The 24,168-nt window shown below is 62.3% G+C and carries 19 protein-coding genes; 4 read left to right on the top strand and 15 right to left on the bottom strand.

Annotation, left to right across the window (positions count from 1 at the left end; translation table 11 throughout):
• Positions 1-26: 26 nt before the first annotated feature.
• From MRUB_RS09230 to MRUB_RS09260, 7 genes are all read right to left on the bottom strand, one after another.
• Positions 27-1,757 carry a ribonuclease J gene (locus MRUB_RS09230; protein WP_013014078.1) on the bottom strand — a complete coding sequence of 577 codons (1,731 nt, stop codon included), beginning with the start codon at positions 1,755-1,757 and terminating at the stop codon, positions 27-29.
• Positions 1,758-1,837: 80 nt separating this feature from the next.
• On the bottom strand, positions 1,838-3,982 hold the full coding sequence (gene pnp / locus MRUB_RS09235) for a polyribonucleotide nucleotidyltransferase (RefSeq protein WP_013014079.1): 2,145 nt from the start codon (positions 3,980-3,982) through the stop codon (positions 1,838-1,840).
• Between the two features lie 391 nt (positions 3,983-4,373).
• Positions 4,374-4,643 carry a 30S ribosomal protein S15 gene (gene rpsO / locus MRUB_RS09240; protein ID WP_013014080.1) on the bottom strand — a complete coding sequence of 90 codons (270 nt, stop codon included), beginning with the start codon at positions 4,641-4,643 and terminating at the stop codon, positions 4,374-4,376.
• A gap of 70 nt (positions 4,644-4,713) precedes the next feature.
• Complete coding sequence (locus MRUB_RS09245; RefSeq protein ID WP_013014081.1) at positions 4,714-5,871, bottom strand: MFS transporter; 1,158 nt, start codon at positions 5,869-5,871, stop codon at positions 4,714-4,716.
• 82 nt (positions 5,872-5,953) lie between these two features.
• Positions 5,954-7,636 (bottom strand): cbb3-type cytochrome c oxidase subunit I, encoded by a 1,683-nt coding sequence (locus MRUB_RS09250; RefSeq protein WP_013014082.1) that lies wholly within the window; start codon positions 7,634-7,636, stop codon positions 5,954-5,956.
• A gap of 12 nt (positions 7,637-7,648) precedes the next feature.
• Entirely contained in the window at positions 7,649-8,131 is a 483-nt protein-coding gene (locus MRUB_RS09255; protein WP_013014083.1) for a cytochrome c oxidase subunit II, read from the bottom strand.
• Positions 8,132-8,134: 3 nt separating this feature from the next.
• A complete protein-coding gene (locus MRUB_RS09260) occupies positions 8,135-8,248 on the bottom strand; it encodes a cytochrome c oxidase subunit 2A (protein WP_013014084.1) in 114 nt (37 codons plus the stop codon).
• A 212-nt stretch (positions 8,249-8,460) separates the two neighbouring features.
• Between MRUB_RS09260 and tkt the strand changes: the two genes are divergently transcribed.
• Genes tkt through MRUB_RS09275 form a run of 3 tightly spaced genes read left to right on the top strand, consistent with a single transcriptional unit; the run spans position 8,461 to position 11,570 of the window.
• The gene (gene tkt, locus MRUB_RS09265; protein WP_013014085.1) at positions 8,461-10,422 is read left to right on the top strand and encodes a transketolase; all 1,962 of its coding nucleotides are present in this window, start codon (positions 8,461-8,463) and stop codon (positions 10,420-10,422) included.
• A complete protein-coding gene (locus tag MRUB_RS09270) occupies positions 10,423-10,614 on the top strand; it encodes a hypothetical protein (RefSeq protein WP_013014086.1) in 192 nt (63 codons plus the stop codon).
• A gap of 41 nt (positions 10,615-10,655) precedes the next feature.
• Positions 10,656-11,570: a hypothetical protein gene (locus tag MRUB_RS09275; RefSeq protein WP_013014087.1), complete on the top strand. Its 915-nt coding sequence runs from the start codon at positions 10,656-10,658 to the stop codon at positions 11,568-11,570.
• Here the strand turns inward: MRUB_RS09275 and MRUB_RS09280 are convergent.
• The 4 genes from MRUB_RS09280 to MRUB_RS15995 form a co-directional block, all read right to left on the bottom strand.
• Positions 11,550-15,311 (bottom strand): alpha-amylase family glycosyl hydrolase, encoded by a 3,762-nt coding sequence (locus MRUB_RS09280; protein WP_013014088.1) that lies wholly within the window; start codon positions 15,309-15,311, stop codon positions 11,550-11,552. The two genes, MRUB_RS09275 and MRUB_RS09280, sit on opposite strands and share 21 nt — an antisense overlap.
• A gap of 46 nt (positions 15,312-15,357) precedes the next feature.
• A complete protein-coding gene (locus MRUB_RS09285) occupies positions 15,358-16,593 on the bottom strand; it encodes an aminopeptidase (protein WP_013014089.1) in 1,236 nt (411 codons plus the stop codon).
• 189 nt (positions 16,594-16,782) lie between these two features.
• Positions 16,783-17,223 (bottom strand): transposase, encoded by a 441-nt coding sequence (locus tag MRUB_RS15990; protein ID WP_336470130.1) that lies wholly within the window; start codon positions 17,221-17,223, stop codon positions 16,783-16,785.
• The gene (locus tag MRUB_RS15995) at positions 17,217-17,594 is read right to left on the bottom strand and encodes an IS5 family transposase (RefSeq protein ID WP_015586853.1); all 378 of its coding nucleotides are present in this window, start codon (positions 17,592-17,594) and stop codon (positions 17,217-17,219) included. Before MRUB_RS15995 ends, MRUB_RS15990 begins: the two co-directional genes overlap by 7 nt.
• Positions 17,595-17,677: 83 nt before the next feature.
• On the opposite strand from MRUB_RS15995, the gene cdd reads away from it, so the two are divergent.
• Complete coding sequence (gene cdd / locus MRUB_RS09300; RefSeq protein ID WP_013014091.1) at positions 17,678-18,091, top strand: cytidine deaminase; 414 nt, start codon at positions 17,678-17,680, stop codon at positions 18,089-18,091.
• Position 18,092: 1 nt separating this feature from the next.
• Here the strand turns inward: cdd and MRUB_RS09305 are convergent, their stop codons facing one another.
• The 4 genes from MRUB_RS09305 to MRUB_RS09320 form a co-directional block, all read right to left on the bottom strand.
• Positions 18,093-18,788 (bottom strand): endo alpha-1,4 polygalactosaminidase, encoded by a 696-nt coding sequence (locus MRUB_RS09305; RefSeq protein ID WP_013014092.1) that lies wholly within the window; start codon positions 18,786-18,788, stop codon positions 18,093-18,095.
• A gap of 8 nt (positions 18,789-18,796) precedes the next feature.
• Positions 18,797-20,227, bottom strand: a complete 1,431-nt coding sequence (locus MRUB_RS09310) for a hypothetical protein (RefSeq protein ID WP_013014093.1) — start codon at positions 20,225-20,227, stop codon at positions 18,797-18,799.
• Between the two features lie 192 nt (positions 20,228-20,419).
• A complete protein-coding gene (pelF, locus tag MRUB_RS09315) occupies positions 20,420-21,922 on the bottom strand; it encodes a GT4 family glycosyltransferase PelF (RefSeq protein ID WP_013014094.1) in 1,503 nt (500 codons plus the stop codon).
• A 21-nt stretch (positions 21,923-21,943) separates the two neighbouring features.
• Positions 21,944-24,115, bottom strand: a complete 2,172-nt coding sequence (locus tag MRUB_RS09320; protein WP_013014095.1) for an Agd3-related carbohydrate-binding protein — start codon at positions 24,113-24,115, stop codon at positions 21,944-21,946.
• Positions 24,116-24,168 lie beyond the last annotated feature (53 nt).

Raw genomic sequence — 24,168 nt, forward strand, 5'->3', positions numbered from 1 at the left:
TCCAGGCCTGAACACGCTTGCGCGCGTCAACCTTCGATTACGATGGGCAGGATGACCGGATTGCGCCCCGTGTTCTTAGCGATGAACTTCTTGACAGGGTAGTAGATGTCGTCACGGATCTCTTCGAGGCGCTTCTTCTCGCGCACACCCCTATACAGCGCGTCCATGGCCATTTTACGCACCTCGCCCAACAGGCGCTCGCCGGCCTTGACAAAGCCTTTGGAGATCACCTCCACCAGCGGGTCGCGGCTGACCAGGGCGGTGATGATCACCACCCCCTCGGCGGCCATGTGGTGGCGGTCTTCCAGAATCTCATCGGTGATGTCGCCCACCCCCAAACCATCCACATAAAGCTGGCCGTGGGGTACGGTTCCGTTGAACTCAATGTTGTTGGCGGTAAGCCGGATCAGGCGCCCGTTCTCGGGAATCAGGATTTTTTCCGGCGGGTGCGGGATGCTCTGGGCCAGCCACTTAAAGTTGACCTGATGGCGAATCTCGCCGTGCCAGGGCATCAGGAATTTGGGGCGGGCCAGGTTGAGCACGGTTTTGAGCTCCTCGTGGCTGGCGTGGCCGGAGGCGTGCACGCGGTAGCGGGGCGGATAGAACACATAGGCCCCCAGGGCGTATAGCTGGTTGATGACGGTGTTGACGGCCTCTTCGTTGCCGGGAATGGGGCTGCTGCTCAGGATGACGGTATCGCCCTCCTTGATGGCCATTTTGCTGTGAGCGCCAGCAGCCAGGCGCGCCAGAACCGCCTCAGGCTGGCCCTGCGAACCGGTGGTAATTACCAGCACCTGCTCATCGGGCAGGTCTTTGATCTCGTCCAGGGTGTAGAAGCGGTCTTTTTGCTTGAAGTAGCCGAGCTCGAGGGCGATACGGGCATACTTGAGCATGGAGCGCCCTTCCACAGCGATTTTTCGCCCGTACTTTTCGCCCGCCGTGACCACCGACTGGATGCGGTGAATGTGCGAGGCGAAGGTGGTTACAAAGATGCGCCCCTTGGCCGCACCGATGACTTTGTCGAGCTCTTCGGCCACCTCGCTTTCGCTGGGCGTGACCCCGGGGCGCTCGCCGTTGGTGGAATCGGCGATCAGGCAAAGCACCCCCTCGGCCCCGGCCTGGGCGATTTTTTCCAGGTGGGAGGTCTGGCCGTCAATGGGTCGCTCGTCGAGCTTGAAGTCGCCGGTGTGCACGATCCTGCCGATGGGCGTGTGAATAATCATTCCGAAGTTGTCGGGAATGGAATGGGTCATGCGGAAGAGGTCGAGCTGGAAGTAGCGCCCGATGGAGATGCGGTCATCGGGGGAGACCTCTTTGAAGTTGTAATCCCCCACGGGAAGCCCGAACTCCTCGAGCTTGCCCTTGACCAGCCCCAGGGTCAGCTTGGCCCCGTACACCGGAACCCGCGGTAGTTGTGGGAAAAGGTAGGGCAGGGCCCCGATGTGATCCTCGTGGCCGTGGGTCAGCACCCAGCCCCGGATGAGGTCTTTGTTCTGAACCAGATAATCGATGCGTGGAATCACGATGTCCACGCCGAGCATCCTGGCGTCCGGGAAAGCCAGGCCACCGTCGATGATGAACATCTCGTCTTCATAGCGGACGGCGGTGATGTTCTTGCCAATTTCGCCGGTTCCGCCCAGAAACACAATTTCGACGGCGCCGTCGGGCTTGCCCAGCAGGATGGGCCCCCTGGGTTTGGGACGTTCCTGCCGTCGCCGGGGGGCCCTGGGACGGCTAAATGGTGGGTTGTTGTTCATGTTCACTCCAAAAGCAGCACCCTAGGATGGGGAAAAGGGCCTGGCTTTACCCCTGAGCCCATGTCCTACACAGCCGCGATTTATCGTCGAACAGGGGGTTTGCGTGGGGCGATCAGGCCCTCGAGCTCCGGACGAATCAGATCCACCCGCCCCTGCTCGTCGATGCTGTTGACCTTGACCTTAATCTTCTGGCCCAGCGAAAGCACATCCTCGACCTTTTGCACCCGCCCTTGAGCCAGTTGGCTGATGTGCAGCAGACCGTCCTTACCCGGCAAAATTTCAATGAAAGCCCCGAAATTGGTAATCCGGGTGACGGTGCCCTCGTAGATCTCACCCACCTTGGCCTCGGCGGTCTGGCCCAGGATGCGGGCTTTGGCCTCTTCGGCTGCGGCTGCGCTGGCACTGTAGAGCCGGATGGTGCCGTCCTGCTCGATGTCGATTTCCACCCCCAGCTCCTCGAGCTGGCGAATGTTTTTGCCACCAGGCCCGATAATCCCCCCAATTTTATCGGGGTTGACCTTGAGGGTGAGGATGCGGGGCACATGGGGCTTCATCTCGGCGCGGTGGGTGGGCACGGCGCGTTCCATCAGGCTCAGGATGTGCAAACGGGCCTCGCGGGCCTGGTACAGCGCTGCCCGCATGATCTCGGGGGTCAGGCCCTTGATCTTGATGTCCATCTGGAGCGCGGTCACGCCGTCGCGGGTGCCCGTGACCTTGAAGTCCATGTCGCCCAGGGCGTCCTCCAGGCCCAGGATATCGGTGAGCACCACCGCCTGCTCACCTTCCTTGACCAGGCCCATGGCCACCCCCGCCACGTGCTTCTTGAGGGGAACCCCAGCATCCAGCAAGGCCAGACAACCGGCGCACACCGTGGCCATACTGGAAGAGCCGTTGGACTCCAGCACGTCGCCCACCACCCGGATGGTGTAAGGAAACTCCTCCCTGGAGGGCAGCACGGCCCGCAAGCCGCGCTTGGCCAGGTTGCCGTGACCCACCTCGCGGCGGCTCACCCCGCGCAGGCGCCTGACCTCGCCGGTGGAGTAGGGCGGGAAGTTGTAGTGCACCAGGAAGGGGTCTTCGGTCTCGATGCCGAGGTCGTCCACAAGCTGGGCATCGCGCCCGGTGCCCAGCGTGACCACGCCCAGCACCTGGGTCTCGCCCCGGCTGAAGATGGCCGAGCCGTGCGTTTTAGGCAGCACGTTGCTTTCAATCCAGATGGGGCGCACCTGCGTTGGGGTGCGACCATCGGCCCGCTTGTTTTCTTGTAGGATCAGCCGGCGCAGCTCCTGTTTGACCACCTCATCAAAACCCTCGGCCACCAGTTTGCGCCGCTCCTGGTCTACCGAGCCATCCTCGGCGGGGGGAACCAGCTCTTCCAGCAAGGTCTGCCGGAAGGCCTCGAGGGCCGCCGAACGCTCACCCTTGGAGGCGGTTTGCAGCACGCTGGAAAGCCCTTTTTCCACGGCCCTTTGGTACAGGGTGGCCTGGGTATCGGCGTCCAGTTTGGCCGGGGGCTCGTAAGCAAACTTGGGCTTGCCCAGCTCGGCCCGCATCTGCTCTTGCAGCTCCAGGATGGGCTGCATAGCCCGGTGGGCGAACTCGAGGGCCTCCACCAGGCGGTCTTCCGAGACCTCTTGCGCGCCAGCCTCCACCATGATGATGGCCTCTTTGGAGCCGGCCACCACCAAATCGAGCTGGCTATCCTCCTGGGCCACCGGGTTCAAAACCAGACGCCCATTCTGCAGGCCTACCCGCACCGAGGCGATGGGGCCCTCCCAGGGGATGTCCGATAGCATCAGGGCCGCGCTGGCTGCGATGGGCCCCAGGATGTCCGGGGTGTTTTCCTGGTCGGCGGAAAGCACCGTCAGCAGCACCTGCACCTCGTGCCGGAAGCCCTTGGGGAAGAGGGGCCGGATGGGTCGGTCGGTCAGGCGGGCTGAGAGAATGGCTTTTTCACCTGGCCGCCCCTCCCGCCGCATAAAGCTACCCGGAATGCGCCCGACGGCGTAGTGCCGCTCTTCAAACTCCACCGTCAGAGGTAAAAAATCGGCCTGAATGGGCGCGTCGGAGGCCTGGGCGGTCGCCATCACCACGGTTTCGCCATAGGTTACCCAGACCGAGCCGGACACGTGCTTGGCGTATTTGCCGGTCTCGATGGTGAGTGTGCGCCCCCCGACGTCCACGCTGTAGCGTCGTGCCTGGGGTATTGGATTTTCCTCGTTCATATCTACTCCTAAGAACCCAGTTATAGCGCTGGGTGCGCTCAAAGACAGTTTCAACTCGCGCCGCTAGGGCCTGCTAAAAATGCCAGGGGCCGCTGGCGGCTGCGTGCGGGTTTGCACTCAATGCACCCTGCAAAGGCCGTTACCACATTGAAAACCGCTCCCATGACCGGAGCACACTGCCGCAAGAAAGGGGTGGGGCACCGCATGGTTTGGGGATGGCGTCGGCAGGGTGCGGGTTGGGACATATACGAAACACTGGGCTGGTAATTACGCCTGAACACAAAACAAAGCGTGTTTTAAGGTTTTGGCGGAGCCAAACCCCCGGCCCCGCCTACCGAGTCACACCTATTGTACACGATAGAGAACGTCCGGGGTTGCCCCCGGAAGTTTTTTACTTGCGCAGCCCAAGCTTTTCGATCAGTGCTTTGTAGCGGGCCTTGTCTTTACTTTCCAGATAGCTCAAGAGCCGCTTGCGCTGACCTACCAAGCCCAGCAGACCCCGCTTGGCCGCCATGTCCTTCTTATTGACTGTGAGATGGGCCGACAGGCGGTTGATACGTTCGGTGAGCAGGGCTACCTGCACCTCGGTCGAACCGGTATCGCCAGGCTTGTGGGCGTGTTTTTCGATAACGCTAGCTTTTTCTTCTCTGGTAAATGGCATCTGTATCTCCTCGTCGGGTGAGCCGCAGTCTGCTGACCGGGGCTTCCTCATGGCCCATGAGAGGGGCCAGCTAAGAAGTATAGCGGCGCCTGGACGTAGGGTCAAGCCAAAATAGCACCAGGGCGGCGGCGGAGAGGGTGGCCGCGGTAAAAAAAGCCACACTGGAACCGAAATGCTGCCACAGCGCACCAAACAGGGCGCTGGCCGGCAGCAGGAGCAGGCCTACCAGGGTATGGTAAAGCCCAATGGCGCTGGCTTTTTCGGCTGCGGGGATGATCTGGGCCAGATAGGCCCGGCTGCTCCCTTCGAAAGCCGCGCTGTACAGCGCGTACAGCAGGAACAGGAGGACGCCCTGCCAGGTGGTGTTGCTGAGTCCAAATCCCAGGTAGACCAGGGCATAGGTCATAAAGCCCAGCATTACCAGGGCTTTAGCCCCCACCCGGTCGGCCAGCGAACCCAAGGGATAGGCCATAAGGGCATAGAGCAGGTTATAGGCGGTGTAGACCAGGGTGGTCTGGCTTGCGCTTAACCCCAGGTCATTCAGGCGTAGAATCAGAAACGCATTGGAAGAAAGCCCCAGTGTGGCCACCCCAGTAACCAGCAAAAACCAGCGATATTGAAGGGAGAAAGCCGATAGCTGAAGGGGTGGCAGGGGCCTGGCCTGGCTTCTCTTCTCTCGTAAAAAAAGCACAATGACCAGGGTGGCTAAAAGAGCCGGTATGGCCGAAACCCAGAACACCCCCCGAAAGCCCAACAGGGGTAGCAGTAAAAAAGCCAGCAGCGGCCCGATGGTTGCGCCCAGGCTGTCCATGGCGCGGTGAAACCCGTAGGCCCGCCCGTAGCTATCCTGGCTGGCTGCCTCGGCAATCAGGGCGTCCCTGGGTGCGGTGCGCAACCCTTTTCCTACCCGATCCAAAAAGCGGTAGGCCAGCACCTGCCAGGGGGCCATTGCCAGGGCCAGCAGGGGCCGCAGCAGGGCTGGGAAGCCGTAGCCCAGCAGAATAAGCGGCTTCCTGGCGGCCATGCGATCGGAGATGCGCCCCCCAACCACCTTGAACAGGCTGGCGGTGGCCTCAGCAACGCCCTCTACCAGCCCCACCACCGTAGTAGAAGCCCCCAGCACCCCGGTTAGAAACAGCGGGAGCAGCGGATAGACCATCTCGGAGGCGATGTCCGTAAAAAAACTGACAGCACCCAGAACATATACTGCGGGGGGTAGTTTATTCACCAGCTCCACTCTATGCCCAACTTGTGGATAACTGAAGAATGCCCCTGGGTTTATCCAGGGACATTCTTCTGAGAGGGGGAAGCTACCAGAGCCGCTGACCCGGAACGGGGTTCATGTTGGTGAACATCTGGAAGAGCACCGGGCCATAGGCCAGCACCACCAGCACCACCGCAAGGCCAAACCAGAACCAGACCCGTTCGGTGAGCTGCACCAGCCCGCTGCCCTCGGGCTTGGACATTACCTCGGTGAAGGGCACCTCGGGGAGTACCCGGCTGGGTTCCCGGCGGTTTTGCAGGGCTGTGGCGAAAATCACGTAGAAGAACAGCAGGGCCGCGATGAACAGGATAACCCCTGAGACGATGTTCAGCGCCATCCAGGCCGCGCTTTCTTTGTAGGCCTCCATGGCGATGGGGCTGCCGGAAATGTGCGCGCGGCGGGGAATGGCATAGAGGAAGCCCATCCAGTGCAGGGCGAAGGTCATAATGAACATGCCCAGGAACCACAGCCACTGTGAGGCCACCGCCATTCCGCGGGCGACGAGGGGTTTGCCGGTGAGGTGGGGAATCAGCCAGAAGGCCGTGCCCATGGCGGCCATGGTCACCAGGGTGCCCACTTGCAGGTGGAAGTGGCCTGGAATCCAGACGGTGTTGTGCACGTTCTGGTTGAGGTTGAAGCTGGCATTGACCATACCACCGGCCCCGCCCGGAATGAAGGCCAGGAAGCCCAGCAAGAAGGCCAGCACGGTGGGGTTGTTCCAGGGTAGGGCTCCAATCCAGCCCAGCAGGCCCTTACCGCCGTTGGCCCGGCCTGCGACCTCGAGCGAAGCCGCGATGGTAAAGGCGGTAATCAGGCTGGGCACCGCCACCAGCATGGTCAAGACGGTGTGGATCATCTTCCAGTAGGGGGCGATGCCGGGGTCGGCGAACTGGTGGTGGAAGCCCACCGGCACCGAGAACAGCAGGAAGAGGATAAAAACCAATCTCGCTAAAGGGTCGGAGACCAGCTTGCCCCCGGCCAGCCTGGGCAGGGTTACGTAGGCCAGGGTGTAGGCCGGCAGCAGCCAGAAATAGACGATGGGGTGGCCGGTGTACCAGAACAGGGTGCGCATCAAGAGCGGGTCTACCCCCGCTACCAGCCCAAACGACCAGGCAATCAGAAACAGCGCCTCCACTACCAGCCCCAGGCTGGCCAGGAACCACATCAGCCAGAAGGTAACCGCCATGAAGGTGGCCAGGGGGGTGATTTTGCCCGGGTTGGCCTTGCGCCAGCGAGCCCACATATCCAGCACCAGGTAGATGCTCAGGTAGCTCGAGAGCACAAAGATGGCCGCGCCCAGGTAGAAGGCCCAGTGCGCCTGGAGGGGCGCATAAAAGGTATAAAGCACCGAGGCTTCGTTGAGCAGCAAGGGCACAGCGGCCAGGAGCAGCCCGCCCAGCGCCATCCAGAACGAGACCCAGGCCAGGGTCATGTTGGGCCGCAGGCCCAGTTCCCGCGCTGGCAGATAGACCATGATGGTCTGGGCGAAAAGCTGGGTGAACACGATGGCATTGAGCACCCCGTGGAGGGTCAGCCCCTGGTAGTAGCTCTGAAACACCGGTTTGAGCAGCGGATACAGATCGAGGCCACCGTAGTTCATGGCCTGGAGGGGGCCAAAAAACGTGCCCAAGGCCAGGGCCGCAAAGCCCAGCATCATCATGTACAGGGCGTACTTCTTTTCGGGTGCAGATGCGTAGGCATCGTAGTTGAACAGGGTTTTGACCGCCATTGAGCACTCCTTTTACGGTTCCACAATGAGTTTGCTGATCATGTTGGCGTGGCCGATGCCGCAGTATTCGTTGCAGATGATGGGATACTCACCGGGTTTGCTGAAGGTGTAGCTGACCTTGGCAATTTCCCCCGGTATCACCTGTACGTTGATGTTGGTGTTGTGTACGTGGAAGCTGTGCTGCACATCGGGTGAGGTGATATAGAAGGTTACCTTCCTGCCCACCTTGAACCGCATCTCCGCTGGCAGGTAGCCAAAGGCAAAGGCCTGCACATAGGCCACGTACTCGTTGCCGACCTGCTCAACCCGTGGGTTGGCAAAGTCTCCCTCGGTGCGCACCTTGGTGGCGTCGATGCGGCCTGCCCCCACCGGGTTGGTGTTGCCCATGGTGAGCATCAGATAGCCCACCAGGATGATGAAAACTGCAATCATGGCCAGGCCGAAGAAGATCCAGGCCCGTTCGTAGCGCTCGATGATGTGCTCCTGGTGTTCCATGCCCTACCCCCTTGCAAGATGCATAAAGAAGTGGAAAAACCAAAAGGCCAGGATAAAAACCGTGACCACGCCAACTACCAGCAAGGCGCCAATGGGTCGTTGTTCTTTTTCTTCCATGGCATGCTTCCCCCTTGGGGGGGAGTCTAAGAACTTGGTTAGAGGACATGTGTCCCAGGGAAAAATGTCCCCCTGACCGGATTCAAAAAGACCAAGAGGTTGTCCTTTTTGAAACGTCTTTCGACGGGTTGTTTCGCTCGAATCAACGTGTGGCAGCAAACGTCCCGCGCATACTTCGGTAAAAAGACCTCAAAACGGTATGATTGCGGGGTATGACCCAGATACCCCCCATTGCAAAAGCTTCCATTGATGCCATCCGCATGCTGGCCCTGGACGCGGTTGAGCAGGCCAAGTCCGGCCACCCTGGGATGCCGATGGGCATGGCCCCAGCGGCGTATGTGCTGTGGACGGAGTTTCTGAAGCACAACCCCAAAGACCCCCACTGGCCGGCTCGAGACCGCTTTGTGCTCTCGGCGGGGCATGGTTCGATGCTGCTCTATGCCCTGCTGCACCTGACCGGCTACGACCTGTCCTTAGAGGAGCTCAAGCGCTTCCGCCAATGGGGTTCCAAGACCCCCGGGCATCCCGAGTACGGCCACACCCCCGGCGTCGAGGTGACCACCGGGCCCCTGGGGCAGGGTATTTCGACTGCCGTCGGGATGGCCATTGCCGAGCGCAAGCTGGTGGCTGAGTTTGGCGAAATTGCCGAACACTACACCTACGTCATCGCCTCGGACGGCGACCTGATGGAGGGGGTGAGCGCCGAGGCCTCCTCGCTGGCCGGGCACCTGCGGCTGGGCAAGCTGATTGTGCTCTACGACGACAACGAGATCTCCATTGACGGCAGCACCGCGCTGGCTTTCACCGAAGACCGCCTGAAGCGCTACGAGGCCTACGGCTGGCACGTGGTGCCGGGGGTGCACGGGGAAGACCTCGAGGCCATCCGGGCCGCCCTGCGCGAAGCCCAGGCCGACCCCCGCCCCAGCCTGATCTCGGTGCGCTCGATCATCGGCTTTGGCTCGCCCCTGGCCGGCCACCACAAAGCCCACTCCGACGCCATGGGGCCCGAGAAGGTGGCGGCCACCCGGCAGGCCCTGGGCTGGCCGTATGCGCCTTTTGAAATCCCGGAGGAGGTGTACGCCCACTACCGGCAGGCCATCGCGCGGGGCCAGCAAGCCCAGGCCGAGTGGCAGAGGAAATTTGAGGCTTTTGCCAAGTCCCACCCCGAAAAAGCCGCCGAGTTCCAGCGCCGCCTGGGCCGTGCGCTCCCCCTGGGCTGGGAAAGCCACCTCCCCCGCTTTAGCGCCGGGGAGAAGCTAGCCACCCGCGCGGCCTCGGGTAAGGTGCTGGAAAAGCTGGTTCCGGTGCTGCCCGAGTTGATGGGCGGTTCCGCCGACCTCACCCCCTCCAACAACACCCGCACCCCCGATATGACCGATTTTGGCCCCGAAAACCCCGGCGGGCGGTACATCCGCTACGGGGTGCGGGAGCATGCCATGGGCGCGGCCATGAACGGCATCGCCCTGAGCGGCGCGCTGCGCCCGTATGGGGGTACTTTTCTGGTCTTTTCGGACTACATGCGCCCGGCCATCCGTATGGCGGCCCTGATGGGCACCCCCACGGTTTTTGTCTTCACCCACGACTCGATAGCGGTTGGGGAGGACGGCCCCACCCACCAGCCCATCGAGCACCTCATGAGCCTGCGGGCCATCCCCAACCTGTGGGTGGTACGCCCCGCCGACGCCAACGAGACCGCGGCGGCCTGGAAGCTGGCCCTGGCGCGCACCGACGGCCCCACCGCCCTGATCCTGACCCGCCAGGCGTTGCCGGTGCTGGCGGGGGTGCGCCTCGAGGGGGTGGAGCGCGGGGGTTACATCCTCTCCGAGGTGCCAAACCCCCAGGCGGCCATTGTGGCGACCGGCTCGGAAGTGGCCCTGGCGCTGGAAGCCCAGCAACTGCTGGCCGAAGAGGGGGTTGCGGTGCGGGTGGTCTCGCTGCCCTGCTGGGAGGCCTTCGAGGCCCAGCCCGAGGACTACCGCCAGGCCATCCTGCCCAAAAGCCTGCCCACCCTGGCCCTCGAGGCCGGTACGACGCTGGGCTGGGAACGCTACGCCCACAAAGCGGTGGGGCTCGATCGCTTTGGCGCCAGCGCTCCTTATGCTGATGTGTACAGCAAGCTGGGCTTCACCAAAGAGCGGGTGGCCGCCGAGGTGAAGTCCCTGTTGGGGGTTTGAATGGTTCAGACGGTTCTTTCGAACCTGCCCGCGCTGCTTTTTACCCTGGCCCTGGGGGCCGCGCTGCTGGGTTTGCTGGTCTGGGCGCTGGCCGCCCAGGGCGCGGCCAGCAAGCGTACAGCGCAGGTTTTATGGGCCCTGGCGGCGGGCTTGGGGCTGGTAGGCCTGATTCGGCTGGTGGTTGCACCATGAACAGCGGATGCGTTTTGAACTGTAATAGTAGGGTGTGAGCCATGCCCAAGCACGTGGTCAGTGTTTCGATAGGTTCCTCCAGGCGCAACTCCAAAGCCGAGGTGTATGTGGAGAGCCTGGGGGAGACCTTTGTACTCGAGCGCATCGGCACCGATGGGAGCTGGGAGAAGGCCATCGAGCTGGTAAAGGAACTGGATGGAAAGGTAGACGCCTTTGGGCTGGGCGGGGCCGACCTCTACGTGTACGCGGGTAACCGCCGCTATACCTTCCGCGACGCCGCGCGCATGGCCCGGGCCGCCCGGAAGACCCCCATGCTGGACGGCTCGGGGCTGAAGCACACCCTCGAGCGCAACGCCATCCGGCTGCTCGAGCCGCAGATTGGCTGGAAAGACAAAAAGGTGCTGGTGCCCAGCGCGGTAGACCGCTTTGGGCTGGCCGAAGCACTGGATGCCGCGGGGGCCCGGACGCTCTTTGGCGACCTGATTTTTGGCCTGGGGGTGCCCATCCCGCTTTACCGCCTCTCGCTGCTGCAAAAAATCGCCTACATTTTGCTGCCCATCATCACCCAGCTTCCCTTCCAGTGGCTCTATCCCACCGGTGAAAAACAGGAAAAAGAGGTGCAAGACTGGCGCCAGCGCTACTTCGAATGGGCCGATGTGGTGGCCGGGGACTGGCACTTTATGCGCCGCTTCATGCCGCCCAACATGCAGGGCAAGGTCATCCTGACCAACACCACCACCCCGGAGGACTTGGAGTTCATGCGCGCGCGGGGCATTGCCCGGCTGATCACCACCACCCCCCGCCTGGCGGGTCGCAGCTTCGGCACCAACGTGATGGAGGCGTTCATTGTGGCGGTGGCCGGCAAATATCCCCTGAGTGAAGCCGATTACCTCGAGTACATCGAAAAGCTCAACCTGCGGCCCGAGGTCACCGAATTACAGCCCACGCTTGGATGACCGTTGGCGCCGCAGGTAGTTGGCCAGACCCTGCTCATCACCCTTGGCCAGGTAGGATGCCTGTTTGGCCCAGGTGCCCAGGCTGGGGGCCAGCCTTATGCCGGCCTGGGCCAGCACCGCGCGAAGGGTGCTTTCTCTGGCTTTGGCAAGCTGGGCGTAGGTGGAGATGCCTGCAGCCTGTAGTGCTGCTGCGATTTTGGGGCCGATGCCCTTGATGCGCTCGAGGTCGTCCTGGGGGCTTGAGGTTCTGGGCGCCTCGACCGTTTTGGGTGAGCTTTTTGTGGGTTGGGTCTCCGCGGTCGAGGAACCCCGACTGGAGGCCTTGCGGGGGGATCGGGTTTTTGGAGGCGTGGGTTTTTGCGCAATGGCTCGCAGATACCCGTCCACCGTAAAACCCGAGTCCAGGGCGGCCTGCTCGAGCTTGTACTGAAGGGTTTGCCAGGTCGTGCGCAGCTTCTCGTGCTGGGCCGCAGGTTTTCTCTGTGCTAGGTACAGGGCCTGCCCCAGCTTCCCCAGGCCCTCGAGCCAGGCCTGATGGGCCTCGCGGTTGAAGTAGACCCGTCCCTCGAAGCGGTTGACCCCTAAAAAACTTTGCACGGCGGGGTCTTGCAGTAGCCTGGGCATCTGCTGGGGTAGGCGGCCTGGCTTCAGCGCCAGCTCACTCTGGGCCAGCAGCAGCCGGGTGAGGCCCACCGCACGCCGGGCGGCGGCCTCCTCCAGGCCCAGCTCAGCCAGGGTCTGCTCCAGCACCCGCCCCAGGCGCCACTCCTCCAGGCGGGCCGGGCTCCCCAGGCCGCGGGTGAAGGCCCAGCCCAAAAGCGCGCCGCCGGTCACTAGATCGTCGTGCAGGCCGGCCTCGAGCACCCCCGCCAGGCCATCCAGCACCTGCTGTACCGGCAGCAAGGCCAGGTTGCCCTCGACGTGCGCCTCGATGCCCCTGTACAGCGCCAGAAGTTTCTCCTGTACCTCTTCCCGCAAAGCCCCGTCCAGCCCGCCCCGAGCGGCCAGCAGCCTGCGGAAGAGGGCCGGGCTCACCAGCGCGCGGAAAGGTTGCAGGATGGGCCCCAGCCAGAGCTCCTGCCGGGCCTCGTCCACGCTGGGAACGCCGCGCCCGGAGAGCATCTGGGCCAGGCGGGCGTAGGTGCCGTCGGCGTCGTAGACCTCGCGCCAGTCCAGGAACACCTTGCGCTGGTAGGGGCCCAGCTCCAGGTAGAGCCCCTGCTCGTGCAGGGCCTGATTGCTGTGCAGGTGCTCGAGGCCCGTCACCAGGTCGCGGAAGATGCTAAAGGTGCGGGCGTCGTAGCTGAGCTGCAGACCCTGCCCCAGCCCCACCCGCCGGGTCTCGCGGCCCTGTGCGGTTTTGAAGGGCTGGGCCACCGACTGCCGCACCCAGACCTGGGTCTCGGCGTTTTTGTTGTGGTACACCACCAAAGCCCGCTCGCTGCCCGCGCGGTTTGAATAAACAAACACATCCTCGTTGACTGCGTCGCCGGTCTGGGCGTCGTAGAACACGAAATTCTCTACTTCAGCAAACAGGTGGCGCTTTTTGAGCAAGGGAAAGATCTGCTGCTGGTGGTAGGCGATCAGGCCCTCGTCGGGGGCCTCGTCGTAGTAGGCCCGGCGGTACTCCATGCCGTAGCGTTCGGTGAGCCCCTCCACCTGCCCGTGGCCCAGCATGGGCAGGCCCGGCAGGGTGGCGCACAGGGTCATCACCCCGAAGTACTTGTCGCCCTTGCCAAACTGCTCGATGGCGGTTTTTTCGTCGGGGTTGTTGAGGAAGTTGACGAAGCGCTTGAGGATTTCCGGCTCGAACTCGAGCGTATTTTTCACAATCTGCCGGTACTCGGCGTTTTTCTCGTCGCGCAGCATGTTCATGAAGGCCGAGTTGTAGACCCGGTGCATACCCAGGGTGCGCACGAAATAGCCCTCCATCATCCAGAAAGCCTCGGCCAGCAGCAGGGTGTTGGGGGCCTCCACCGCGACCCGATCCACCACCTCGCGCCAGAACTCCCTGGGCATGGCCCGGTCGAAGTCTTCTTTGCTCATGGCGAAGGCGGCCCGGCTGGGCACCGAGGCCCCCCAGGGCGAGCCCCCCGGCTCGGGCCACCATAGCCGCTGGACGTGGCGCTTGGCCAGGGTCATGGCCGCGTCGAAGCGGATGATGGGAAACTGCCGGGCCACGTGCAGGATGGCCTGGATCACCGCCTCGCGCACCTCGGGCAGCAGGTAGTTGAGCTGGGCGGTGTCGTTCCAGGGCATGGCGGTGCCGTCGTTGCCGTGGTAGATGTAGCGCACCTCGCCGGTCTGCCGATTAACCCATTTGAACACCACCGCCGCGTCGGTCTTGTCGTAGTAGTGGTCTTCCAGGAAGATGCCCACCCGCTCGTCGGACGACAGATCCGGCCCGTTGAAGGTGTAGCTGGGGTAGGGCGGGTAGGGAAGCTGGATAAACCAGTCGGGGTGCTCCATCACCCAGCGCCCGTCGATGCCCACATGGTTGGGCACCATGTCCGAGGCCAGGCGGAGGCCGTGACGGGCGGCTTTTTGCCGGAGCACCTCGAGGGCCTCCTCACCCCCCAGCTCTCTGGCAATCACATAGTCGTACAGCGCGTAGGCCGAGGCGATGGCCTCGGGGTTGCCCATTCGCTGCTTGATGCGCGCTGAGGCTTTGCTGCGCTCCCAAAGCCCAATGAGCCACAGGCCCGTCACCCCCCAGCTTTGCAGTTGGGCCAGCTCCTCCTCGGGAATCTGGTCGAGGGTTCTGATCTCGCGGCGGTATTTTTTGGAGAGCTGATCCAGCCAGACATAGGTGTTCTTGGCGATCAGGACGCAGCGCGGCATCCAGTCCAGGTCGGGGCTGAAGGCCTCGGGTTCGGGCTCGGAGAGGAGCCGCCGGATGTCCAGCATCTCACTTTCGCCCCCACCCCCACCGCCCGGCCCGTCAAAGTGAACCGGCGCGGCAAACGAGCGCCCTTCCTCGCGGATCACGTCGAGGCCAACCAGCATCCGGTAGTAGAAGCGCCCCAGGCTGCCGCCAAAGCGCTGTAGCAGAAACTCGAGCTGGGCTTCCAGCGAATGGGGGTGCTGCAGGGCCGGCAGCCGCAGGGTTTTGAAAAGGGAAAGCCCGCTCTGGCCGAAGGCCGGCTGGCCCTCGAAGAAGGTCTCCAGGTTCTGGATGATGGGCAGGTAGGCGGTGGTGCGCTCGAGGGTTTCATCATCGAACAGCTCGGCGAATGGGGCGAAGGCCGGGTTGGCGTTGGCCATCCACAACAGGAGCATCTCCTCCAACTGAATCTCCCGGTTGGAGCGGCCCTCGGTGGTATCCGCCAGGTATTCGTCCAGGCTGATCTCGCCCCGGTAAACCCGGATGGGGGGGAAGAGGGCGGCAAAGGCGCGCAGGGCCTGTTCTACCGCATCGGGGCCCAGGTTGCGCTTCAGGGCCGCCAGGGCCTCCTGCATGGCGTGGGGGTGCGCTTCCAGGTACTGCCGCACGATGAGGTGCAGCAGCTCGTCAATCAGGCCCATGGCGTTGATCTGGCTGGGGTGCACGGCCTGCTCGGGGTGCCGCAGCAGGTCGCGCTTGGCATTCATGGCCTCGGCGAAGCGTCGGGCCGCCTCAAAGTCGGCCAGGATGACGTTGCCGCTCAGCGAGAACAGCGACAGATCAAACTGATAGAAATCCCGCGCCTCTTTGGAAACGTGGAATTCGCGGGCCCCCGGCCAGGTCTGACGGTAGCTCACACAACCCCTCCCTTCTGCCCCAAGTCTATCGCATGAGCTCAGGTACTCAGTCCACCCATTCCCCCCGGCGCATCAAGGGTTCGACCCCGCCGCTTGGGGTGATGCCGTCCACGTCCACCTGCTCGGAGCCAATCATCCAGTCGATGTGAATCAGGCTGTGGTTGGCACCGGCGGCCCGTTTTTGTTCGGGGGTGAGGTGGTGGCCGTTCTGCAGGCACTCGTCGTAGCTGGCGCCTAGGGCCAGGTGGCTGGCGGCGTTTTCGTCGTAGAGGGCTTCGTAAAAAAGCAACCCCGACTGCGCGATGGGCGAGCTATGGGGCACCAGCGCCACCTCCCCCAGCCGCCGGGCTCCCTCGTCGGTCTGGAGCAGGTGGTGCAGGATCTCCTGGCCCCGCTCGGCGTGGGCCTCGACCACCTGGCCCTGCTCGAAGCGCATCCGGAGGCCCTCGAGCAGGTGGCCGTGCAGGCTCAGGGGCTTGGTGCTCTGCACCCAGCCCTCCACCCGTTCGCGGTGGGGGGTAGTGAACACCTCCTCGGTGGGCAGGTTGGGTACGCAGCGGGCCCCGTTCTGGGCCCGGCCCGCCCCGCCCGCCCAGAGGTGGCCGTCGGCCAGCCCTACCCGCAGGTCGGTGCCGGGCCCCCGGAAGTGCAGGGCGGCGTAGCGCTTGGCGTTGAGCTGCTGCACGCGGCGCTCGAGGCCGTCCAGATGGGCCTGCCAGGCCGCCAGGGGGTCGGTCTGGTCTACCCGATTCACCTTAAAGATGGCCTCCCACAGCAACTCCATCTGCCGTTGAGGCGGCTCGTCCGGGAAGACCATCTGGGCCCAGCGCGGGGAGGCGGCCCCAATGATGCACCAGTTGGTGGCAAACCCGCTAATCCGATCCGAGAAGGGCTTGCTGTACCGGGCCGCCGTTTGCGAAGCCTGACGGATTAGCTCGGGGTCCTGTCCCTGCAGTATTTCGGGGTCGTCGGCCAGGATACTGAGCCAGGCGTAGCCCTCATCCAGTGCCTTGAGCCGGGCCTCCACCATAAAAGTAGCGTACTCTTCGAAAGAATCCCGTGGGGCATAGCGGTAGCGCGCCAGGCTGAGCTGTTCGTCGTAGAACTGGGTGACCACCAGCCTCGAGCCTGCCTTATAGGCTTCCTCCACCACCCGCCGGGTGAGCGGTCGGGCCTCGAGGTTGGCGTTGATGAAGAGCTTCTGACCCGGTTGCAGGCCCACCCCCACCCTGACCGTTACCTCGGCCAGGCGCCGCAGTTGTTCTTCAAAGCTCTGGGACATGGCCCACAGCCTACCCTATGGCCCCCTATGGCCGGGTGGTTTGCCTGGTTTGCAAGCCTAAACGCCACTGCGGGAATGCACGCCCACCCCTTTGGTCGGCTTGAACTTCTCACCTTTGATTACGCCCAAAGATGAAGGATTCAAGCGGAACCGGTATAAGAAACTGTTGTAAAAGTCTCCCATCAGGCCTCAGACGGCCCTAGCCAGCCGCTTCACCAACAAGCGTATCATGCCTAAATACATCCAGGCCTCCGTTACCTCGGGATAGTACTCGTAATCCTTCCCCAACCGCCGGCTCCGCCCCATCCAGGCAAACGTCCTTTCCACCACCCACCGCTTGGGCAACGGTTTGAACCCCTCCACCCGCACAATCTCCGGGGGAGGGGAAGCCTCCTTCACCCACACCCCACGCACCCCCGCATAGGGATGGGCTACCACCTCCAGCTCCAACCCTAGGGAGGCAGCTAGCCCCTTGAGACCCCGGTACCCCCAGTCCACGAAGACCTTCCGTGCCCTCGACCAATAGACGAGGTCCATCCCCTCCAGAAGGACCTTCCCACCCCACTTGTCGTGTTCGTTGGCCGGGTGCACGTAGACCTTGAGCAAACGACCTCCCGTGTCCGTCAGGATCTGCCGCTTTCTCCCTTTGACCTTTTTCGCCCCGTCGTTCCCCCGGGGCCCCCCTTTTCACTCGTCTTCACCGACTGGCTGTCCATGACCAGGGCACTCGGGGAGGCATACCGTCCTTCCCGCTCCCGGTCACGACGGGCCAGAACCTGAGCTACCTTCTCCCAAACCCCTTCCTTCTGCCACTTGCGGAAGTAGTGGTAGACCGTGGACCAGTGGGGTAAGTCATGGGGCATGGCCCGCCACTTGATGCCGTTTTCCAGGACGTAGAGTATGGCGTTTACGATCTCCCTTCTAGGCACTTTTGCAGGGCGGCCTCCCGGCTTGGGGGCGGGGATCAAGGGCTCCAGGATGGCCCACTCCTCGTCCGTCAAATCGCTGGGGTAAAATCTACGTGTAGAAGCCACCCTTCAAGCATAGCAGACTTTTACGACAGTCTCTAAGGTATGCTAGGGCCGTGTCCAAAACGCCTCAAGAGATAGTCGAACTGCTCTACCAGCTCCTGGAACGCTCCTACTCACCCTACTCAGGCTTCGCTGTGGCAGCGGTGATTAAGTCGGGGTCGGGCCGGCTGTACGGTGGGGTTAATGTCGAAAACGCCGCCTACCCCCTCTCGCGCTGCGCTGAGCAGTCGGCCACCTTACAGATGGTTTCGGCCGGAGAACGCGAGATCGCCGAGGTCTGGGTGCTCAGCCGGGGGGCACAGCCGGCCACCCCTTGCGGCGGCTGCCGGCAGGTGCTAAGCGAGTTCGCCCATCCCGGTGTGCCCGTGCACTGCCTGAGCGCCGACGGCCCCGAGCTACACACCACCGTGGGCGCCCTGCTACCCCACGCCTTTGGCAAGCAGTACCTCCAGCCAGACCAGGATTAATCTATAGCCGGGTTAGGTCGCGGTTGCTAACAAAGGTCGGCAACCCGTAGTACATCGCCCGGGCTCGAGCAAAACCCTCGAGCCAGAAACGATCGGTGTAGTCCAGCGCATAGAGCTCGAGGCCCAACCCCTGCAAACGAAATAGGCAGCTCAGGTTGTACTCGAGTTCGTAGGCGGGCAGCACCCGGTAGCCCCTGGGCGTCCAGGTGGTGGAAAACGACTCCAGAACCACCCCGTCAACCAGGCTCGAAAGCTCGGGCAGAAGATAAAACCCACGGTTGGCGTACAGCCGCCTGGAGCCCACCAGGGCGCGCAACTGGGCTATGAGCTGGAGCATGGCGCCCCGATCCTGGGGGTTGAGGGTTACGGTATCTAGGGTATCTAAAAACAAACCCTCAAATCCCATATCAATGGCCTTCTGGGCCTCATCCAGTCGGCTTCTAATCCAGTCGGGGTGGGCCGGGTCTACATAAACCGTGTTCCAGTCCGGGTTGCGGGTCTTGCGGTGCCATGGCGCCGGGGTGGGCTGATCCTCGCCCAGGCTCAAGTAGGCCAGTGGCCGGGTGCCCTGGCGGCGCAGCCACTGAAGCTCTATAGGGGTATAGGCCCAGGTTTGCAAGACCACCTGGGCATAGCGGCGCAGTTGTTGTAGGCGTCCTTTGCCGTAGTAAAAAGCCAAGGCTTCCTTGCGGTACATCCTTCGCCTCACTGGTAGTTGCGCAATTCACGTAAAACTGGCAAAGCCACCAGCAGCAGGTAACTGGTAAAAACCCCACACCCGATCAGATAGCTCACCGACTCATCCAGGGGGAGCAGGCCCTGGATGGACAGGGCAAACGCCACGGCATAAACCAGCAACGCCAGCAGCATGCCCAGCAAAACCCTCAAGGTACGGTTCATGGAGGTGAGGGTAAAAGCCACGAAAAACCCAATGCCCAGTAAAAAGTTTGCGAGCAAAAAGACCTCCGACGCCGGGCTGTTGAGGCCGAAAAATACCTTGGTCAGCAGGCTTAGGACTAGCAACAGCGCGGCATACGAAGCCAGCGCAGATAGAAAAATGCGATTGATGTTACGGGCAAACACCCTCAGGTCGCTGGTGCTGGCCAGCAGCAAGCTCACCCGCTCCAAAAAAACCCGCAACTGCCATTCCAGCCCGCCCATGCTCAGCACCAGCGGCACCACCGCCAGGCCCAGCACAATGGAGGTGCCGGTAACCCAGTGCCAGAAGGGGTTGATGAAAACAAAGATCGCACTAAAGAGCCCATACAGCACCAGCGGGATCGCATCCAGCCAGTCGGCTTTTTGCAGCACCTTCCAGGGCGAGTGGCCGGCCCTGGTTCGAAGCTCCAGCAGCGCGGCCGCCACGCTCAGCAGGACGGAGCCCATCATGACCGTAACCGTGCCGGTGGCGCCCAGCAGCTCGGGAAACCACAAAAACAGCACCCCAGCCAGCACCGCCGGTAGAGCGGCCAGCAGCAGCCACAGCTCGCGTTTATACAAAAGCAGGATGCTCGAGGCCATATGATAAGCCGTCTGTAAAACCACCAAGACCGCGAGGGCCAGGTCGGCCTGTAGAAGCAATGAAACTAGTAAAGCCGGCCCCAGGCCCAGAAAAAACATGGTTTGCAAGAGCTTACGGGCCTCAGCAGCAAACCCACGGCCCATCAACACATAGGCCAGGCGAATCATGCCCTGGCTCCAAGCCCAGCCCAGAATCGCCGATAAAATCAGGCCGAGGGTGGCTTCCCGGGCACCCACCCAGGCAAAAATCGCCGGAAAAAACAGGCCGGGCATCCCGTAAAAAAGCCCATGCGAAAGCTCTCGTAAAGTTTCGGGCAGGCGATTGGCTTTACGTCTGGAAGCAGCCGCTCGACGCGGCGCTATCCGATAGAGCGCTTCCGCCAGCTCAAACACATTGGGGTATCCGTAGCGTTCCAGCACCATTCGGTCGTTGTAGCCGTGAGCCTCGAGCACCGCAGCCACCTGCTGGGCATCCACTGCGGTTTCAATCAACGGCCCGAGGTGTTGCAACAGCGGCGTTAGGCGATCCGTGGCACCCACCGGGTAACCAGTGCGGGTGTAGCTGGCTAAGACCGCCACCCCCCGCTCGCTATAAAACTCTGTACGCTGGCTCATGCCGACTGCCACTCCTCGAGGTGTCCCACCGGCCTTCCGCCAACGGTTCAAATTTGCATGCGCTCCTGCGAAGTTGTGACAGGAGGGTGCATCCTACCATCCATTGCCTTGCCCACCTTCTCAATGAGGCTCCACGATACCCCACCACACAGATATATGCATCGTAACAGACCCTGTCGGGGGTAAGGAATCTCATGTAACAGCCTCACCACTACCTACCAGCATCAGATCAGCCCTATCTTTCGCTTCTTCTTGGACAGGAACTCGCCCGGCTTGAGCCGCGAAAACCACGTCCTGGTACATTTTCCGGTAGTCGTTCAGAAAACGCTCGAGGGTAAAGTATTTGAGCACCCGGGCCCGCGCCGCTTTACCCAAAGCAATTCGACGTTCATCATCGAGCAAGAGCTCAACGCATGCCTTGCCCATAGCCACAGGGTCGCGGGCCGGCACCAGAATGCCTGCATCCCCTACCGCCTCCGCCACCCCCCCCACATCGGTGGAAACTGTAGCCCGCTCACACGACATAGCCTCAATCACCGCGTAAGGGAAACTCTCCGAGATGCTGCTCAGCACCACCACATGGCCGGCCTGATAGCCCTTTGCGACTGGTGAAACACGGCCTTCGAAGCTCGCTGCCCCCTGCAGTCCCAACCTAACGATAAGCTCTTCGCAGCTCGCTCGATAAGGCTCGTTGCCCTTTGGAGTAGGACCAAAAATGCGCAAGCGAGCATTGGGAACCTGCTCTTTGGTGTATGCAAATGCTTCAATCAAGGTATGCAGGTCTTTAAGGGGGTCGATACGGCCTACAAAAACGAGTGTTGGCAGATCGGGTTCTACTGCGGGTGGCGGAAACTGCGTTGGGTCGATGCCGTTGTGTATCGGTCGAATAGAGGAAGGAAAAGCCCCGTTGCGTTCCTCCCAGCGGCGGTTGTACTCCGAGACCGGCACGATCAGATCGGCCATGCGGTAGGCCGCGCTCGAGAGCAAGCGGAAAAAGTTCAGAATTAGGATTCGTACCGAAGAGCTATAGGGCGCCTGAAGGTAGCTTAGATAGCGCTCCCGAAGGTACACCCCATGCTCGGTAAGCACAAAAGGAGCCTGGTGATACCATTTGCCCACCATTCCAACCAAGGCTGCAGGCCCGTTAGAAACAGCGTGATAGACCGCGGCTCTGGGCGGAATAAACTGCAAAGGACGGAGCAGGTGCTCGAGCAGGTCTGTAGCCAGCAAGGCGTCCTGTAGGGTTAATTCTGGTAGTCCTGCGCTGGAGGTATCCTGGGACTGGCACTCCTTCCAGGCTTTAATCAGGCGCCCAATCGAGGCTTCGCTCAGCAAAGCCTCTCCAAGGTCGGCCTGCCGGGCGTAGCCAGCCATCGCCTTTAAGGCCCAAAGAAAATAGGTGGTGCCCCAGTTGGGCCTTACCAGGGCGTTTACAAAGCTGTGGTGTACCTGGTTAAACCAGTGGGAAGCCCGGTTCCTGGAGCGACCCCGGCGCACCGAGCTCCACAAGGGAAAATTCACCACGCCTTTTAGATTGGCAGGTGCAGGATAAACGGCTTTTTCCAGGCCGTTGCTGGTAAGGGCGATTACTTCGAACTCGAGCTCCTGGAGCCCGCGGATAAGCTGATCGCACCATACACTCACCCCTCCTTCCACAAAGGGGTAGGTTCCTTCGGTAACCAGGGCAATCCTCATAGAATCTGTCCCGCCCCTCTCCTACTCCCCAGGGTAGTAGGAAAAACGCAGTTCCTGCCCGGCCGACAGGCTCACTTTTGAAACGGTATCCCCACCGTACACCCAGCTCACCCCCTGCGCAGCCCCTGTAAAAAACAGCACCCCGGAAGTTCCGGCAGGCGCAGAGATTGTGACCCGACCCTGGCCGCGATCCCAAAAAGCGGTGATGCCTGCCCGGAGCAGAGCTGTGTGTTGAGTACGCTCAGCCACATACGCGCCAATCTCGTCCCAGGAAGGATTGAGCACCGGGATGCTGTAATAGCTGGTGTATTTCTGCATTAAGCGCTCGAGGTAATCGAAAACCAGGCTGCGCCCCGGCGCATACTCCCGCAGGTTGGCCTGGTGGAAGTAGTGGGAGCTGGCGCTAGTTTGCAGGTGGTGGAGGGCCAGGTTGGTCTCCTGCTCGAGGATTTCCTCGTAAGTAAGCGCCCTGGGCCAGTATGGGAAGCGCCCACCGGGCGCATAGATGTAGTTGTAAAAGGAGGCGGCCTCAGCCGGGGTGGTCACGGTGTAGGCAATGTTGGTGGGCCAGACCGGAATCATCAGCAGGTTTGGGCGCAGCGCCACGCCGCAGATGGGACAGGGGGGTTTGTGGCTACCCACCGAGTAGTTGCCGTGGATGTAGCGAATGCCCAGCTCAACCGCGCGATCCAGCATGGCCTGGTTGGCGCAAATCAAACCAAAGTCCTTGCGCGGCTCATCCGCACCGGGGCCGGTGGGCCCCGAAACCGCCGGGCAGTCCGAAGGCAAGGCCGGGGGAACCACCGGCGCTGGGGCAGGGCTCCGGTACCAGCCCAGGCCCGAAAGTTCGCCGGTTTTGAGGGTTTTGGGGCTGTACCAAAGGCCCATCTGGTTGGCTAAGCGGGTGTTCTCGGCAATTTGGAAGCGCAGCGCCGCTGGGTCGGTGATGTTGTCCATGGAGGGGTGATCGCGGGTATGGTTGACCCAGCGCATCCGGCTGGCCAGGCACTTGGTCAGGCTGGACAGAGGGTCGCCGCTGGACACCCCTGGGTTGCAACTGGCCGCCACGCCGAGGTTCACCCCGCGACCGTTGAAGACCAGATTGAGCATGAAGCCATTGCTGAGCGGGTAGCTGGCATTGAGCCGGCGCTGTTGCTGGTACACCGACCACGCATCCTGCGCCGATATCCGGAAAGGCTCGCTTCGGTAGCGCAGGGGGTCGCCGGGCTGGAGGGCCTCATCCCACCAGTCGGACTCGAGGCCCCAGTCGTCCACGTCGACCGCCAGAATATGCCGCCGCTCCCCGATGAACAGCCCCCGCGTGGCCCAGCGAACGAGGCCATAGCCCAGCAGTTGGGTGTGCAGCAGGTAGGGGTTGCTGGCAAAGGTCAGGGCGATGCGCTCCCGTCCATCAGAAGACCTGCTCAACACCCCCAGCACATTGCCGCTCGAGTCCTGCAAAAGCGGCTGTGCCGAACAGCCGGGTGACTCCTCGGGCGTCGCCAGACGAGCCGGGTAAAGATAGGCGTTTTGAATGGGGATTTCTGCACTTGGATTGAGGTAGCTAAACACGCCCCGTCCTTCGGGAGTAAGGGTCATCCGCACCGGCGGGTAAAGGGGTGGATCGCCCGGCGGATTGGTGGCCGGGTTATCGGTGCGCACACCCTCATCACCAGCGGGCCGCACAGCGCGCATGCAGTAGTCCTCGGGTTCGGCGTAATTGAAAACCGGATCGCCTGTTCCAAGGAAGGTGTAAAGCGAAACCAAACGAACCGCATAACGGCGCTGGTAGTCCCAGAGCCGATTCCACTCATCCGCATCAAAAGCGCTGGCAAAAACCCCCGGTGATACTTCGTAAGCCAGGTTGTTGCTGGCCAGCAAGACGGCCTGGAAGCGCCCACCAGCGCTATCTTCCAGCACGCTTGGGGTCAGGGCCTGTGTAGAGGCGATCAGAACCTCATAGTTGGCCCCTAGTTGGTCAAGCAAAGCCCGCCAGGCCTGCAGACCGGGGTCTTCGGGGGTTGGGCCAATCACCAGGATGCGCAGGGCCACACGGTTTGCCGGCAGCCCCTGCGCCTGCACGCTCCCTGGACGAGACCGGCTCGAGCTGGGAATCTGCACCCTGGGAAGGGGACGGTTGGCGTCTGGCTGCTGCAGCGGCAGGGCCACCGGGGCCCCCTCAAAACGGGGCATGGAGGGTGTCTGGGCCGAACCATCCGATACCTGGCCCGAATTGTTTTTCTGCA

This window comes from Meiothermus ruber DSM 1279, assembly GCF_000024425.1.
In the GTDB taxonomy this organism is placed as follows: Bacteria; Deinococcota; Deinococci; order Deinococcales; family Thermaceae; genus Meiothermus; species Meiothermus ruber.